Origin of the sequence: Desulfotomaculum sp. OF05-3, from assembly GCF_003435535.1 — a bacterium.
Taxonomy (GTDB): domain Bacteria; phylum Bacillota; class Clostridia; order Lachnospirales; family Lachnospiraceae; genus Pilosibacter; species Pilosibacter fragilis.
The window spans coordinates 1-15034 of sequence record NZ_QWGO01000050.1 but is presented as its reverse complement, the minus strand read 5'-3'; the positions used below and the strand labels follow the sequence as shown (position 1 = coordinate 15034).

The following is a 15034-nucleotide window of genomic DNA, read 5'->3' as shown; positions in this document are numbered from 1 at the left end:
GTTTTAGTGAAAGGCGAGTGGTTTGACCTTTACGTATATCTTGGAATCAGATGTTATTTGAAAAATCGGTTAGGTACCAAGCAATATTGGTGAAAACATGCTAAAAAACGTATAATAGCAGGGGATAAAACATCGTCCCCTACTATTATATAAACAGCGAAGTTTTACCCATCTCTCTCTTTTGAAAGATTCGCTACTTGTGGAACCGAGATATAAGGTTTCGCCTGTGTTCTTTGGTGTATCACTACCACATTTCTCTGTACCGATGTAATCTTTCTGCATACGGAAGCAAGAGATACAATATTCCTTATTTTAAAACATAATTACAATTCCTGTTTGACAAGAACGATCATCATAGAAGGATTGTATTTGTCCCCACTCATAATAATATTCGACGCCTGTCATACTCTTTTTACTGGGAGTACCTAAGCATTTCCTTAAAAACCTATTATTTTCTTCTTGCAACTTTTCTAAGACTGTACCATTCATTGTCTCATATTTCGTAGAATACTTTTTGTCTGCTCGAACCAATTCAATCTTTTTTACTTTTCCATGTCTTCCATAGATTGTAACATAAAACTTCTTATAAAGCCATTTTAAAGGTTTCTTAGAAATCAATATTGTATAAGAATACTCTGTTTGAGCAATCTTAAAATCAATTTCTTTAAATAGGGAAATACTTCCTTTGGGAGTAATTTTATATCCCCCTATTTTTAACATATCTTCCTTTAGCTCATCCTTTATTTGGATAATCTCCATACTTACTATAAAAACAACATAGCCTTCACACACTACAACGGTAACTATTTTTGCCCATAGCACATCTGGAACAAACATGTTCCAAGCTATAACAGGAAGCAAAGCTACTCCTACCGCAGTCACCAGTAGAAGCACCCTCCAAATATAATTTTTCTTTCTTTTTCCTTCATTAGTTAAATTTTCATCATAATAAAGATGACCTGGGGCTTCGAATGAGTTTAATAGAAATTCCTTTAAAAATGACACCAGAACCGCTCCCCAAGAAGATTTCTTTTGTTCCTTCATATTACCCAATCTCCTCTGCTATATGATTATTTTTCATTCTATTTTTTACTTAACTTATACATTAGCAAGATTTTTAGTTATTCTTCTAACAATATTTTTATCCCCGCTTTTTCTGCTTTATGCGAAAAGTCAACAGCAAATCCCCATCCCATCTCTGCAAATTGCCATTTCTTCGTTTTTTTGTAATTTTATAGATTTCAACTGTAGACACTTTATTTAATTCAGGATATAACTTCTTAAGTGTAAGTATTTGTTTATTTCTGCTTATTTTTTCATTCCATATAATTGTTAATTTAACCTGTTTTCTTTCAAAAAAACCCACCTTACATAAATCTGCATAGCAGGCTTCTGGTATTGATATATCATTGTTTTTTAACATTTTTCTCCTTTATTTAATTTTATAAAAAACTTCTAAGCCCTATTAAAAGAAATATGAAGCCTATTAGAGGAACAGGTATCATACAAATGAGAAACACATTAAATTTTTTCCTTGCTTCATCAGTATTTTCTTCTTTTGTTACTTTTGCTTTTTTCATAACTATAAAAGGGAATATCAGTAATAATAATCCTCCAACTACTGCTAACAATATTTTCATCTTATATATTCCTTCCTTATCTTTAAATAAATATTAATCATGTATCGTACTATATTCCAATCCTAATGCACTTTTTCTTCTACAAATTCTTTTACTATCGCCTATTGATGTATTTTCATATTCACTGTTTGAAACAGTATATATTTCTCTTTTACCATTACAACTTACATATAACTCTCTATCTCTAGTTTTACCACTGCTAATCTTTTTGTCTGTTACAATTGCAATTTCATGAGTTGCCCCATCAAATGTAAATAAAAAATTTATTGGGAAGCTAATTGTAAATGCGATTATAAAAGCAGCAAATACAACTGAAAGTTTACGTCCAAATTTCTGTGGTACATCTGTTTTTAAAGATTTAATAATAAATGGCAGTGCAAGTAAAGCAGTAATAATTGCCGTAATCTTCATATAGTTTCCAAATTCATAATTAAAGAGTTTACTCGTATTCAGGGATAAAAGCATTGCTATTGCTGCACCCATAAATGGTAATTGATACGCCAGTTCTTGTCCTTTTTTTGTGGTGACTTCTATAAATATATATGGATAATATTTTATATACACTGCATATGTAATCATCAAAACCATTATAAATATAACTAACATTGTTTTGCCACCAATAAAAAATGCTACCGCATCAGCAATTATTAGAATCCAACCTAAAGCTTTTAAAAATTGCTTTGTTTTTTTACGCTTTTCTTTTTCTATTGTTTTTGACATATTTTTGATAGTTGTATTCTCATTACATATAGATTTATAGAAATTCTTTTCTATCCAGTTTAAAGCAGGTACATACTTTGATACATCTTTGTTCTGTTCAACTAACTCACCAAAATCCACAAGATCTATTTCATGTTTTATAAGTGTATCATATAAAATATCATAATTTACATACACTTGCTCCAGAGTAACAAGTCTATTGTACATCTTATCAATTAATATGACATCTGTTCTACCATTTAATGGAATCATTAAAATACAACGAATATCATTATATTTTATATGCTGAGTTTTCTTAACCAGATAGCTAAATACAATTTCATCTTCATTTACTACAATTATTTGTTTCTTGTATGCCAAAATTAAAGCAATACCTAAAAATACAAAAGGCATAAAACATATCGCACCCCCCATATTTCCTGTAACAAATGTTACCAGTACGATTATTAAAAAAAGAACTGTTGTTACTATTCCTAAATTTTTTACAAATTTACTTAATCTAATGACATTATCCATAAACTCAATCTCCCTATATGATTCACATTTTTCATTTTTTACGTTCTAATTTCTTCTTATCCTTTTTTATTTCTGCAATCTTTACTTGCAGCCAGTCCACATTTCTATTTCGGGCAGAAATTTTAGCGATTTTTTTCTGATTTTTATATAAAATAAGAGCTTCTCCAAATAAATTCTTTTTTCTTTTCATCTGGGTAATATCCGTTAATCTTATTTTACAGTTCTTCCTTAAAAATCCATTTCTATATAGCCATCCATCCTTGACAATTGTTTTGTCCATTAAAAAATAGAAAAATATACCTCCCGGTACAAGAGAGAATAAAAGGAAAACAAAAGCTGTTTCTTTTGCATTGAATACAAGTATCACACTATTGTAAACCAAATATAAAAAGAAAATGCCTGGCAGAACATAGTGGCTTTCTTTTGGTCTTATGATGCACTTTTTATCTCTACAACTCAACCATGTTTCTTGTGAAATTTTATGCTTAGACAGACTATTTGCAAACAATGATGCGCTTATGTTTTCATCAAATTTGAATATTATTTTGTCCCCTGCATATATTTCCAATGTACCATTTTCTTTATGTACACTTCTTGTTATATCTGAAAATTTATAATATTTTTTTCCAAAAAACGACCGGTATTCAATTACATCATGATTTACCTTGACTCTCCACAGGAACAAATGCAGGGTACAGATTCCAGAAAAAGCAATCAATATTCCATACGCCACTATAACTGAAAAATCCGCCTGTCCGTCTATAAAACCATACAAAAGTAATCCTGAGAAAAATATAGTTCCAACCAAAAATAAAATTCCCAGCCATCCTTCTTCCTGGATGCTATAATTATTTTCATCTATATTCTTTTCATAAAAATATTCATTTTTCAACCTCCCATTTTTTGACAGCAAAATACTTTACCAGGTGAAAAACTCCTAAGATAGAACCCAAAGAACAAAAATAGGAACAAAGGCTTGCAATTCTAATCATGGCTGTATATTCAACGCTGCTACTAAGTACTTTTGCGACACCCATTCCAAGCAATACAAAACTAGTAATACACCATCCTCCAGCCAGCTTTTTGGAAGAAGATGGATTGTAGATATCTTTTTTAATCAAAGTTATTATAAGAAAAATGTATGCAGCGATTACCAGTATGTAAATGATAACGAGTATGGTTAGATACCTCTTATAATATTCTTCTTTCATAGTTGTCAGCATGAGGATAGTTGCTGCCCAACAGAACAAAATAGAAAACGTCAGACTTTGTATTCCAATGATCCAAAAAACCTTTTTCCCTGTCACTTCTGTTCTTGAAAAACTAAGAATCACGAATCCAAGATAAACAATAACTAAAAATACTTTTGAAAAAAACGGTGATGGAGCTGATTCAGATAAAAAGAAAAATAAAAATACTAGAAACAAGATTGCTCCATCTAATTTGTAGATTTCTTTCGGCTTAATCACATCTTCTATACCGTATAGTAAAAAACTTTTTGTTTGTTCATTAATCTTTTTCATTCTCGTTTTCCCCTATCATTTCTTTATTCTTCCTCTACGGATATTTCCACATTTGCATGAAGCACCTTTTCCAGATATAATAAAACAAGCCGTCGCCCTTCTTCACATTTTCCTATCTTAGAAATATTCCTATACAGCAGATATAATGGAAACATAAATAAAATCAGACATTCTGTTAAAATCAATAAATCTCCCTGAGAAAAAAACAATGCAAATAAAATCACTATGAGCAGAAAAAATAGTGCAGCTTTTTTTATGTATGGCAAAAGCACAAACGTACCTTCCAGCATTACATCTCCCCCATAGCTTTTTATATGTGTCTGGAGCATTTCCCAGCCACCGCCTGTCATACTTCCTGCTGCATATCCGATACATAAGGTATTATCCTCTTCTTTGTAGGCTGCAAGTGCCATATCTCTATAAGCCTGGTTTGAAATACATAATGGTTTTGTAGTCTTCTTAATCTGTTCCAATAAATATTCTTTGGAATAAGGAAAATATATTTTATAATATTCTTGCATATGCTTTCCTTTCTCATAAAAAGGTTTTCTAAAGTTCAATACAATACAAATTTTTTACATTAGTTTCCATCATTTATAAGCTGAACCATTTCCATAGAGATATTGTATTCTTTGCAAAATCTGTTTATTGTCCAATTATTAAAGAGAAGAAAACTCTTCGTCACATAAATATTTGCTTTTGAATGATGTATTAAATTGAAAATACTTTTTATATCATAACAGTTAAAACTGTAGGCAGGAGACATTCCTATCTGCCCATTGCTTATATTGATATCATATCTTTTTTGTATAACACTTGGATATGCCAAATAAATTGTAATATTGCATATATATTTTTTCTTCCCATTTTCTTTTATGTATAGGTATGGTTCTCCCAGTCCAATATCATATATTCCTTTAGGTCTGGAGGATAGTGTAAAAACTAATGAATGGATATCCGCATACAAAATTTTTCGTTCCCTAAATCCATATGTTATTTTTTGATCGAATAGTTTATAAGTACGTTGTTTTATAAAGTAATAAAACAATAATAAAAAAATCACAAAAAGTATGGTAAAAATCAGTGCTTTTTGAAAACTCACTTTAAAATCAAAGGAAAACAAAAGTTCGGTTAAACAAAACGATATTGCTGAACAACTAATAATACTAACTATAATGTTGAACCAAGTATTAAATTTTCCATTTCCAAAGATATAATCATAACTTTTATTCTTCATTATAACCTCGTATATTTTTTAATATAGAAAAACTGCATCACAATATCGAACCAAAATATAAAAATCAATTTTATCTCTTTATCATAATTATATACATCAACTAACCACATTGTAAAGCAAAAAGCAAGCCATTTTCAGACTTGCTTTCCACCAGATTACTGCACCTTATTGCCAAATCATCTCCTTATTCAAAATTCCCTTTTCACACTCTTGTATAGTATTTATTTGCTACCCATTCCATCTGTTTATCTGCCTTCAACTCTTCCTTAATCCCCTGTGTCTATTTCATTTGCTCTACAATTGACTATTATTCCAGCGATTATATAAAAACCATAACCAATACAAAATATGGAAACGGTGCTTCTAACTATACCGCTAAAGCCTTTCGCCATTATCCCGAAAATAGTACTCCAGCAGAGAAATAGCGCCAGCAGACATAAAAAACTCGAACCCCTTGTAAAATGGGCATCAGAAGTTTTCTACCCGTTATTCTTGTTCTATAATTCAAGTGAATCTTCTGAATCTATCCACATCTGTAAATTGCCATCGAGATATAATCTTGCATATTCTAAAGGCTCATCCACAGCCAATGAAGTAAGCGCACATTCTGATCCATATGTGGTTTTTAAATCTTTTTCAGCTCCCCAGCAATCAATGCGAAGCATATATCCAACACTTGTGTAAACATCAATACTATCGTGTTTTATGTTGTATTATGCATAAATTGTTCTCATCGTATCTTATCTCTATTTTCTTTTAATAATCAGTTATAGAGTTAAATATCGAAAACATTTCAATCAGTTCACCATGTCGTTATTGTTATACTGTGTTATGAAATTTTCTTTCCCTTATTTTTTCCCATATTAAGATTCATGAAAGCTAATGGGAGAATATAACACAAAGGAAAGAGTAAGGGAAAGCTCACTTGCTACAAACTTAGTATTTTCAAGGGTTTGCGAAGAATTTGATAATCAAATATAACAGTTATTAAATTTCCTAAAATAAGTGCAATATCAACTGGGATTTCTGTTATAGATTTACAATCATAATAAATTCCTCGCTATTTTCATTAACAACAGTAAATCCCACTTTCTCGTACATCTTCACTGCATAATTACTTTTCTGAACAGATAAGGATATTTTTGAATATCCAGCTAATCTTTCCACTTGTAATAATTGTTTCAATAATGAAGTTCCAATGCCTAACCCTCTATATTGGGGGCAGACAGACATGGCAAGAGATGGAGTATCATTATCAATGTGTCCATAGTCATTCATAATTCTTACCCAAATAGCTCCTACTACATTTCCCTGAATCTCTGCAACTAAGGCTTTATCATGTTTTCGATTTCCAAACTCGACGATATATTCTTGTAATTCCGGACATTCTATTACTGATTTAGGTGGAGGTTCAATACCTTCCGGAATATAAATCGCTTCGTATAAAAAAACACTTAATAAACAGTATTCTTCGCTTCTCATTTCTCGTATTATATAGTCCATAAGTTTACTCCAAATTCTAATTTCTGGTTTTTACTTAACTTTAGTGTAGCCCTCCATACTAAAAGTTTCTAAATCAAACACTACCGCAACAACATTGTCCTCATTTTCTTCAATAAGCCATAAGCGAGTCCATAAGGTTTGGTCGTTCATATTGGTAGCAGTTTTATCCTCACCATCGGTAATGATTTTTTCGGGATCTAATTTTGTTACAAAAATGTTTTCGGGTTTAAGACCTGGCAGGCTGCTCTGAAGTTCCTCCTCTGTTAGTCCTGCTATATCCATTGCTTCAGCACCGTTATAATACTCAACATCTCCGTACCAGTAGTTATCGTTAACATCCTCGATGGATTTTAACCACATAAACTTATCGTCAACGAATTTATAACCAGCACCAGAGCCAGTATCTATTTCCCATGTTCCTTGTATCAGTGCATTATCATCGTTATTATCTTTGCTGTCAGTAGTACCGGCGCAAGCAGTAAGGCCAAATAGTGTAAAACAGATCATCAGAATAGCTGCTGCAATTCTAAAAAAACCATTTTTGCGGTATTTAATCATATTCATATCATAGTTCATAGGTAACCTCCAAGTTATATCCTCTTTATTTTCGTAAGCCTTTCTCCATTGAAAAATGAAGAAAATCTTTTATTCCCGTTCCCGTCTACTCCGTTTTTTCTTTCGGGGATCTGGCGGCGGGGAGAAGGTCTGAATATAGTCCTGCCGGATCGCTGTCACATCCTGAGAAAGAAAAGCAGCGACACGGTCCTGTTCGGAAGTTTGCTCTGGGAAAAAGGATGCAAATTTCTGTGCCAGCTGTTCTTCTTTTTCATACAGTTTAAGTGTGCCTTCGTATCCAATCAATTCTTTCAGCACAGCAGTAAAATCCGTGTACCGGTCCCCTCGAATATCCAGATCGACCTTTGCTTTGGCAGTCATGCCGTTCAGGTAAAGTACCTTCAGGGAAGTATGGTTCCTGAACCGATTCATTGTGAACCATAAAGCCAGCTTTTTTGAGAGTAGCTTACCGCCAATCAGCATCCAGTTCTGGCTTTGGTATATTTCCAGATACTTTTTCATGGTCTCATCTTCAAACTCTATCGGTTCAAAGTGTTCTCCATCCAACAGCTGCTCCAACTGTTTTTTGCTGAGAATCTGATTCAGTACCGGTATGTTCCGGTAAGGCGTGCAGATATAGCGTCTCATTTTCTGAAACAGCGCCACAACCAGAACTGCTGTGCCAAGTAAAAACAGGAAAAGCTCTCCGTCCATTTCGATTTTTCCGGTTGCCGTTACCCAAATGCCACGCAGAACCAGAACGACGCCAAAGCCCCACAGCCCGAAAATCAGCAGCTTTTTTAGCGGATGAAAATGAATCCACTCAATAATCTGTACTTGTTGCTTGCCGCTCATCGGTTCATCTTGCAAAAGTCGGCGGGTGATCCACTGATTCAACAGTTGTGGAGTCCATGCAACGCCAAATAGAAAAACTGCAATACCGGCATAAAGGGCAATCCCGATCCAACCAATATCCAGATAAGACTCCAAAAGCAGTAAAAGGATAATGGGCAGAATCATGGTGAGAAAAAGTGGTAAAAATGATTTTTTGCGTCCCTTCTGGAGATTTAGGTCATTGAAAGCAGAAGTAATGCACAGGGCAAAAATCATCACAGCCGATATTCCGCCGGACACCCAGTTTTTAAGGTCGCCAAAACGCATCACATGCTGGACTCTGTGCATATTCGGAAATTTCCCGGTAATACCTGCATAGAGGCAAAATCCCAAATAAGCCAAAGTCAAAAGTGCCCCTGCCAGCTTCAAAATTGTTTTTCCTGAAAGTTTTCGTTTCTCCATCTTCGTCGTTTTCCTATAAAATCACGGTTCCTGTGTCAATTTATCCTTCTGTATCCCAAACAAAGCTATCTACCATGTCCCTGGCGGCCTGTTCCGTGGTTTCTGATCCGCTGAAATTTGTAAGCTGGATCAGGCAGAACCCGTAATCCCTTACAATATAGTATTGCGTGGTGACAATATCGCCCTCGTCGATGGTAAAGATATAAAGCAGATCTCCCTGCTCGGTATAGGTTCCATCCCCGTTCAGTTGAGCTTCAATACCATCCAGCTGCATCAAAATCTGTTGGACGATCGCATCCCGGAACTGCTCATGCTCATCCAGACTATATTTGTTCTTTCCTACATGGATGGAGATGTTGTCCGGCTTTTCATCATTTTCGTGGCCTTCCTCTATATAGAAAATCTGCGAATTAGTAGAATGCTTCTCAGATTTCTCCCATCCATCCGGGACGATATAACTTCCGGGAATCGCATGATCTTCAGATGATATTTCGGTTTCAGAAGAAGAAGGTTCCTGCTGATCCGTCACAGATTCATCAGAGGGAGATTGTGGCGATGAAGTCCCATTTTTACCGCATCCAGCAAGGAGCAGCACCATAGCTAATAACACAATTAAGATTTTTTTCATGCTCTGATTCCTCTCGCTTTATAATACGGGTTATCCGAGTTTGGAAACAATCTGGCAGAACATCTCAACATTTTCTTTCTGCCCCTGAATATCAGAGCCAATCGCATTGTTCATCAAAGAAATTTTCATTTTCTCTTTTCCAAAATGCAGCATTACGACTTTTCTTCCGGGCAGCAACCCACCCTTGACCTCTGCCTTTGTTATGCTGTTTAGGGGCAGAGAAAGCCGGTTTTCAATTTTGGAGACATTGACGGAATTTACAATGACCATATTCAGGTGTTTCTCGGTAATTCCCATATAGCAGTAAGCATTGCTCAGTGCGCCCAATGCAGCGGCAGCACCCCCCGTCAGTGTAGAAAGTCCCCCAATCAGTGCATAGGTATCAGCCCCGGCCATGATGACTGCCCATAACTTGCACTGATAGGCTTCGTTTTCGTTCAAAATGGCTTCCAGCATTTCATTTTTATCTTTTTCATTCATTGTAAGCATAATTGTTCCTCCTGATTATTGTTTTAAGTTGAGAACGCCGGATGCAATCCTTTGATATATGCACCCGGCGTTCTTCAAAAGCATTAGTCTACTTTCAAATTTTCGTCCAGGATCACCAGTTCGCCGTTGCGTTCAATGATACCAGGCTGAACCACGACGATTTTCAGACCTTCCTGCAATTCCAGATACTGTGAAGCATAACCCCAAACCTTGACCTGATCGCCTTCCTCAAGCTCAATGGCAGTGCTTACAGTACCATCTTCATTCAAAAGCTGGTTAGAAATACAGTAGAGCTGGCCGGTTGTATCCTCTGCGATATAGAGAGACACATCCGTAGCGAGTGGCGTTCCGGCAATAGATTTATATTCACCGACTTCTTCGCCCCAAATAGTACCTTCACTGTAAAATCCAACGACCATATTTTCTTCATATCCCTCGATGATCGCATTGAAATCCTGAGCATACGGCTCCATCTCGGCTTTTGTAGTATCCTTGTAAGCGGCAATCTTTTCATTAGATGCCTGTTCTTTTACCTCTTGCGGCTGATAATCCTTGTATTCAAAAACATTGTCCGAAGCAAGCGTGATTGCTGTGTAGTCATCATCCAGAATGACTTTATAAACAGCAATTTCATCATCATCAACAGTACGATTGATGTCGATATTTCCTGCGGAATTCAGTTCATATCCGTCTACACCTTCCAGCGCCTTTTGTAAAGCTGCGTTGGACATCGCACAGTTGATCCCATTGAGCGTTACAAAGAAATCAGGATTTGGTTGATCCTTATCGGCAGAGTATTCCAGTTCTACCACCGTTCCGCCCTCAGCAGGCTTGCATGGCTCTGTCCCGGCATTTACGATTGCAACATCTATTTCCTGATCGTCTTTGGAAAGTTCCCCATAAATACGCTCGCCGGGTTGCAGAGAAACCTCTGCTGCATCATATTCTTCCGTTTCCAAACTCCAGCCGGCTTGTATCAGCTGGGAAGTTTCCAAAGGAAGTGTGTAGTAAGTGCCATCCAGTACGAACTCAGGTGTCCCGTCATTTTTCAGCTGAGACAGAATGGCCTCATCCGTACAGCCTTTATCGCTGCCCGCAGCTGCCGGAGCTGATGTCTGAGGTTTTGAGCCGCATCCGGCCAGCATACTGCATACCAGCACACATCCCGTCAGTAAAGCAATCCATTGTTTTTTCATAAGCGTAAATCCTTTCTGCGATTCTATCAAATTTGTTTTATGTATGAACAACTCATATCCTATATAAAGGTCGATTATGCTCCGATCAGCGTCATGACCACATAGAGTACGATAAGCAGGAGCGCAAGACACATTGCACAGAAAACGGCAATCGTCGTTTTGACCCTGTGCCGCTCCTTTAATGTCAGAAGCATCATTGCAAGTACATCAAAGGAAAAGAAGAACTGGCAGATTCCAGCTAAAACCGCCAACCATTTCGGATGTATGCCGTCTTTGCATGACTTTATCAGATAAGCGATAGCATAGGGAGCTGCCCCTAATAGAATCCCGTATCCAAAAATCAAAAAAACAATGGTTACCAGTCCAAACAACGCCATCAGCGGCAATGGGAAGAATGCCATCAGCGTTACATATACGGTGATGCTCCCTCCGACCAGGTAGAACGGGATCAGTCCATACTTGATGATCAAAGTGCAGTTCAGCAATGTCTTTCTTGACCACTTTCTTCCTACGGTCAGCACAACAATCAAATTGACGATTCCCATGATAAAAGGCAGAAGGATCGATAATATCTGCAATTTGATCGCATTGTCAAAACAGCCTGCCAAAAGGAAGAATGTATAAGACACAATTACATAGAGTACCGGGAGGATATAAGTCATTTAACAACCTCCTTTCTGCGCCGGATCAACCAGAGAATCAGCCAGATCAAGCAGACTGGGAATGAGAACAAACCCAAAATAAAAAGTCCGGCTCCAACTGACCCGAGTATAGAGTCCCCGGTGGCTATATTGCTGATGATTCCGAACAGTGCCAGACCAAAGCTGAAAGAGAGCCAGCAAAAGAAAGCATATTTACTCTCTTTGGCGTTTGCGGGTACTCTTGATTCTCCCTTTTTGTTTCCAAGCTGGGTTTTTAGCTGTTCGCTTAGAAGTCGTTCCTGTTCCTCTAATTTGGTATCTCCGATCGCCCTTGCGTAATCTCCCCGAAGCAGGTGATACCCTATTTTATCCTGCGTATTTTTTGCTCGATGCAAAAACTGCTCCAAAGTTTCTTCCGCTTCTGTCCAGCGCTGTTGTTCCAGCAGAGCGGAGAACCAGTTCGCTGTAATGATATTTTTGGAATGTTTGCTGAATGCCCAGGGACGCCAGCGATCCAATCCCTGTTTTAAATTCTCAAGATTATGGTCGCTTTGATATGACACCACATAGGGGTTCAATTTCTTTGCCAGCCAGTGTTCATATTTGAAATATGCGAAAAAGCATAGAGCCAGCAGCGCAAGGAACGCTATAACAGCAATCCACATAGTCTCGTAAGAAAAAAAGTGATCATATATCAGGCACGCAGCTCCGGAGAGAGCCGCAATGCTGAAAATTGGCCATGGATTTCTCATAATAGCAATATCTCCAATCATCTGTTTGAATAAAGATTCCGATATGGTCAAATTGTCATATCTATATGCAAACATTATAGCATTTGCATCATCTTTCGTCATCATTTTTCTGCTGTACGGCTAGGAATTTAATTGTAAATAAATTATGAATATATCTATTGCAATTTTACAAAAAGAAAAGCCTCATCCCTCGCTGATTGAGAGATGAGGCGAAATGATTATGCTGTAATCTCCGGGATTTCTCCGACAAAGTTATAAACGATTCTGACTTCCTGCACCTTCTGTCCGTCAATCTTCTTGACTTCGCCCACCAAAATTTTGCTGATGAGCCGGTTCAGCACCGCTTCATCCAGTTCTTCAATGGCTGCATAGCGCCGGATTTCTTTGATGAAGGTGCGGACTTCATTTTCCTGTTCGTCAGAGTGGCGCATCATCAACAGCAGGTCTTGCAGGCGCTTCTGGTTGGCTTCCTGCTCTTGTTCCAGTGTTGCTGTCAGCTTCATAAAACGCTGCTCAGTCAGGATTCCTTTTGCCTTATCGGTATATAGGCTCAGGAACATCTCATCAATTTCACGATTCCTGCTTTCCAGTCGTTGACATTCCTTCTGTGTCTGGGAGGCATCCAGAAGATACCGGCGCTCATCCGGCTGCTCAGCCGCTGATAAAAAGCATCGGCATCTTTGAGCGCAGTCTTTGCCAGTTCCTGAATATCTTTCAGCACAAGGTTGTACAAATCTCTGGCTTCGATCTTGTGGCTGGTACAGGCGTTCTTGCCCAGCCTGTTGTAGGTCTGGCAGATATAATACGCCTTATCAATCGGTTCTCGCTGTTCGCCGGTAAAACGATTCTTTCCGGTTCTGCCAACCTTTTCATACCGCACCTGCATGGACTTTCCGCAAGTCGCACAATAAATGATACCGTGGAACAGGTTATAAAAGGGGCAGGAGTTGCCCTTCATAATGGTTGGTCTGCGGTCAATGATTTCCTGTACCTGCTCCCATTCTTCCGGGGAGATGATTGCTTCATGGCAATCCTCGATAATTTCCCAGTCCTCACGAGGGATAATGTCATAGGTGTTGGAGCGAATCCCTTTCTGATGTGTCCGGCAGACCAGATGTGCGCTCTTATAAAAGGGATTCCGCAGAATATGGCTGATTCTTGCACTTCCCCATGAATAGTAATTTACATCACATTCTGTGTTGCTTTTTACTCTGGTGATCGGGACTTTATCATCCATGAGCTGCTTTGCAATCCGCATGCATCCCCAGCCATCCAGCGCCATATCATAGATTTTTCGGATTACCGGTGCTGTCTCAGGGTCACGGATCAAATGTCCCTTATCCTCCGGGTCACGCATCAAACCGAGGGGCGGTTGCCCACCACAAAACTTCCCCTGCCGGGAACGGGTCATACGCCCTGCCAGCACCTTTTTGGAAATATCCCGGCTGTACATATCGTTGAACAGAGGTTATTCGGGAAAGGGAAAGACAAACAAGCAGAAATCCAGTATTCATGCGGGTTTGCGGCGGAATGGCTCCCCAAAAGCTGAACACAAATAAGACAAGCAGCAATACAATCGCATATCGTTTCTCAGGGAGAATGTTGATTTACGTCACATTCTCCTTTTTTTATTCCAGAAATGAGGTGATTGCAAAGTGAACACACAAATTATCGCCATTGCCAACCAGAAAGGCGGCGTCGGTTATGGAAAGTAAGTTATTATGAAAAGTTCATAGCCGCACATCCCATAAATCTGCCATTTTCTGATTGTGCAACTTTGCATAAAACTTCATGATTATTATAGACCACGGTCAATAAATATCATGGAGGTAATTATGGAAGAACAACAAACACTGGACGAACTCATCCAACAGACCTATGACTGGCTTGTTGCTGCAAAATATTCCAAAGGAACTGTGTACTCCTTTAAGTGCATCACAAATCAGTTAAAAACTTATGCTGCAGGAAAAAATGAAATCTATTTTTCCATGGATCTTGCGCTGTCATTTCTTGAAGACCACTACCATCTTTCAAGTGACATTCGAAATAAGAAACCATGTTTTTTAAGATTCATGGAAATGCTTTCAGATTTTAAGCTTAACAATTCCGTTATGATCAAAGAACGTAAGCGTGAATACCAGTTCCCGGAAGTCTTTCTTCCGGCAGTAGAAGGCTACAACAAATATCGTAGGAGCATAAACATCAAGGAAGACAGTATTCTACGAACACAGCTTTATCTGGAAAGATTTTTTGATTTCTTGGAAGGAAAAGGGTGCTGCTCATTTGAAAAAATCACTATTTCTGTAATTTAACCTGTTGTGCTAGATAAAATAATATA

General features: G+C 37.5%; 18 protein-coding genes and 1 pseudogene. 1 reads left to right on the top strand and 18 read right to left on the bottom strand.

Annotated elements, in window-relative coordinates:
* Positions 1-312 precede the first annotated feature (312 nt).
* The 18 genes and pseudogenes from DXA87_RS16390 to DXA87_RS18225 all read right to left on the bottom strand — a co-directional run.
* Positions 313-1044, bottom strand: a complete 732-nt coding sequence (locus tag DXA87_RS16390; RefSeq protein ID WP_005334769.1) for a hypothetical protein — start codon at positions 1042-1044, stop codon at positions 313-315.
* A 97-nt stretch (positions 1045-1141) separates the two neighbouring features.
* A complete protein-coding gene (locus DXA87_RS16385; RefSeq protein WP_005334771.1) occupies positions 1142-1423 on the bottom strand; it encodes a hypothetical protein in 282 nt (93 codons plus the stop codon).
* Positions 1424-1442: 19 nt separating this feature from the next.
* A complete protein-coding gene (locus DXA87_RS16380; RefSeq protein ID WP_005334773.1) occupies positions 1443-1640 on the bottom strand; it encodes a hypothetical protein in 198 nt (65 codons plus the stop codon).
* A gap of 33 nt (positions 1641-1673) precedes the next feature.
* Positions 1674-2876 (bottom strand): hypothetical protein, encoded by a 1203-nt coding sequence (locus DXA87_RS16375; protein WP_117505371.1) that lies wholly within the window; start codon positions 2874-2876, stop codon positions 1674-1676.
* A gap of 31 nt (positions 2877-2907) precedes the next feature.
* Positions 2908-3768: a DUF6560 family protein gene (locus DXA87_RS18560; protein WP_019161962.1), complete on the bottom strand. Its 861-nt coding sequence runs from the start codon at positions 3766-3768 to the stop codon at positions 2908-2910.
* Entirely contained in the window at positions 3758-4399 is a 642-nt protein-coding gene (locus DXA87_RS18555) for a hypothetical protein (protein ID WP_029471593.1), read from the bottom strand. Before DXA87_RS18555 ends, DXA87_RS18560 begins: the two co-directional genes overlap by 11 nt.
* Before the next feature lie 23 nt (positions 4400-4422).
* Positions 4423-4920: a hypothetical protein gene (locus DXA87_RS16355; RefSeq protein WP_019161965.1), complete on the bottom strand. Its 498-nt coding sequence runs from the start codon at positions 4918-4920 to the stop codon at positions 4423-4425.
* A gap of 59 nt (positions 4921-4979) precedes the next feature.
* Positions 4980-5636, bottom strand: a complete 657-nt coding sequence (locus tag DXA87_RS16350; RefSeq protein WP_019161966.1) for a hypothetical protein — start codon at positions 5634-5636, stop codon at positions 4980-4982.
* Between the two features lie 497 nt (positions 5637-6133).
* On the bottom strand, positions 6134-6343 hold the full coding sequence (locus tag DXA87_RS16345; RefSeq protein ID WP_176815408.1) for a DUF6061 family protein: 210 nt from the start codon (positions 6341-6343) through the stop codon (positions 6134-6136).
* 322 nt (positions 6344-6665) lie between these two features.
* Positions 6666-7139, bottom strand: coding sequence for a GNAT family N-acetyltransferase (locus tag DXA87_RS16340; protein WP_117471291.1), 474 nt, complete (start codon positions 7137-7139; stop codon positions 6666-6668).
* A gap of 30 nt (positions 7140-7169) precedes the next feature.
* A complete protein-coding gene (locus DXA87_RS16335) occupies positions 7170-7715 on the bottom strand; it encodes a hypothetical protein (protein ID WP_117471292.1) in 546 nt (181 codons plus the stop codon).
* 69 nt (positions 7716-7784) lie between these two features.
* On the bottom strand, positions 7785-8990 hold the full coding sequence (locus tag DXA87_RS16330) for a hypothetical protein (RefSeq protein ID WP_117471293.1): 1206 nt from the start codon (positions 8988-8990) through the stop codon (positions 7785-7787).
* 40 nt (positions 8991-9030) lie between these two features.
* On the bottom strand, positions 9031-9618 hold the full coding sequence (locus DXA87_RS16325; protein ID WP_117471294.1) for a hypothetical protein: 588 nt from the start codon (positions 9616-9618) through the stop codon (positions 9031-9033).
* Positions 9619-9648: 30 nt separating this feature from the next.
* Positions 9649-10107 carry a hypothetical protein gene (locus tag DXA87_RS16320; RefSeq protein WP_117471295.1) on the bottom strand — a complete coding sequence of 153 codons (459 nt, stop codon included), beginning with the start codon at positions 10105-10107 and terminating at the stop codon, positions 9649-9651.
* Between the two features lie 83 nt (positions 10108-10190).
* Positions 10191-11303 (bottom strand): hypothetical protein, encoded by a 1113-nt coding sequence (locus DXA87_RS16315; protein ID WP_117505369.1) that lies wholly within the window; start codon positions 11301-11303, stop codon positions 10191-10193.
* Positions 11304-11377: 74 nt separating this feature from the next.
* On the bottom strand, positions 11378-11965 hold the full coding sequence (locus DXA87_RS16310) for an ABC transporter permease (RefSeq protein WP_117471297.1): 588 nt from the start codon (positions 11963-11965) through the stop codon (positions 11378-11380).
* Positions 11962-12798, bottom strand: coding sequence for a ribonuclease III (locus DXA87_RS16305; protein ID WP_242998125.1), 837 nt, complete (start codon positions 12796-12798; stop codon positions 11962-11964). The genes DXA87_RS16310 and DXA87_RS16305 overlap by 4 nt, the downstream gene beginning before the upstream one ends.
* Positions 12799-12914: 116 nt before the next feature.
* A pseudogene (locus DXA87_RS18225) lies at positions 12915-14155 on the bottom strand (recombinase family protein); the annotation flags it as partial.
* 364 nt (positions 14156-14519) lie between these two features.
* Here DXA87_RS18225 and DXA87_RS16285 point away from each other — a divergent pair.
* On the top strand, positions 14520-15008 hold the full coding sequence (locus DXA87_RS16285) for a hypothetical protein (RefSeq protein ID WP_147326538.1): 489 nt from the start codon (positions 14520-14522) through the stop codon (positions 15006-15008).
* Positions 15009-15034: the final 26 nt, after the last annotated feature.

What these genes read in the sequence shown, in the direction of transcription:
- DXA87_RS16390 (WP_005334769.1), bottom strand. Translation starts at nt 1,044, where the DNA reads ATGAAGGAACAAAAGAAATCTTCTTGGGGAGCGGTTCTGGTGTCATTT.
- DXA87_RS16385 (WP_005334771.1), bottom strand. Translation starts at nt 1,423, where the DNA reads ATGTTAAAAAACAATGATATATCAATACCAGAAGCCTGCTATGCAGAT.
- DXA87_RS16380 (WP_005334773.1), bottom strand. Translation starts at nt 1,640, where the DNA reads ATGAAAATATTGTTAGCAGTAGTTGGAGGATTATTATTACTGATATTC.
- DXA87_RS16375 (WP_117505371.1), bottom strand. Translation starts at nt 2,876, where the DNA reads ATGGATAATGTCATTAGATTAAGTAAATTTGTAAAAAATTTAGGAATA.
- DXA87_RS18555 (WP_029471593.1), bottom strand. Translation starts at nt 4,399, where the DNA reads ATGAAAAAGATTAATGAACAAACAAAAAGTTTTTTACTATACGGTATA.
- DXA87_RS16355 (WP_019161965.1), bottom strand. Translation starts at nt 4,920, where the DNA reads ATGCAAGAATATTATAAAATATATTTTCCTTATTCCAAAGAATATTTA.
- DXA87_RS16350 (WP_019161966.1), bottom strand. Translation starts at nt 5,636, where the DNA reads ATGAAGAATAAAAGTTATGATTATATCTTTGGAAATGGAAAATTTAAT.
- DXA87_RS16340 (WP_117471291.1), bottom strand. Translation starts at nt 7,139, where the DNA reads ATGGACTATATAATACGAGAAATGAGAAGCGAAGAATACTGTTTATTA.
- DXA87_RS16335 (WP_117471292.1), bottom strand. Translation starts at nt 7,715, where the DNA reads ATGAACTATGATATGAATATGATTAAATACCGCAAAAATGGTTTTTTT.
- DXA87_RS16330 (WP_117471293.1), bottom strand. Translation starts at nt 8,990, where the DNA reads ATGGAGAAACGAAAACTTTCAGGAAAAACAATTTTGAAGCTGGCAGGG.
- DXA87_RS16325 (WP_117471294.1), bottom strand. Translation starts at nt 9,618, where the DNA reads ATGAAAAAAATCTTAATTGTGTTATTAGCTATGGTGCTGCTCCTTGCT.
- DXA87_RS16320 (WP_117471295.1), bottom strand. Translation starts at nt 10,107, where the DNA reads ATGCTTACAATGAATGAAAAAGATAAAAATGAAATGCTGGAAGCCATT.
- DXA87_RS16315 (WP_117505369.1), bottom strand. Translation starts at nt 11,303, where the DNA reads ATGAAAAAACAATGGATTGCTTTACTGACGGGATGTGTGCTGGTATGC.
- DXA87_RS16310 (WP_117471297.1), bottom strand. Translation starts at nt 11,965, where the DNA reads ATGACTTATATCCTCCCGGTACTCTATGTAATTGTGTCTTATACATTC.
- DXA87_RS16305 (WP_242998125.1), bottom strand. Translation starts at nt 12,798, where the DNA reads ATGACGAAAGATGATGCAAATGCTATAATGTTTGCATATAGATATGAC.
- DXA87_RS16285 (WP_147326538.1), top strand. Translation starts at nt 14,520, where the DNA reads ATGGAGGTAATTATGGAAGAACAACAAACACTGGACGAACTCATCCAA.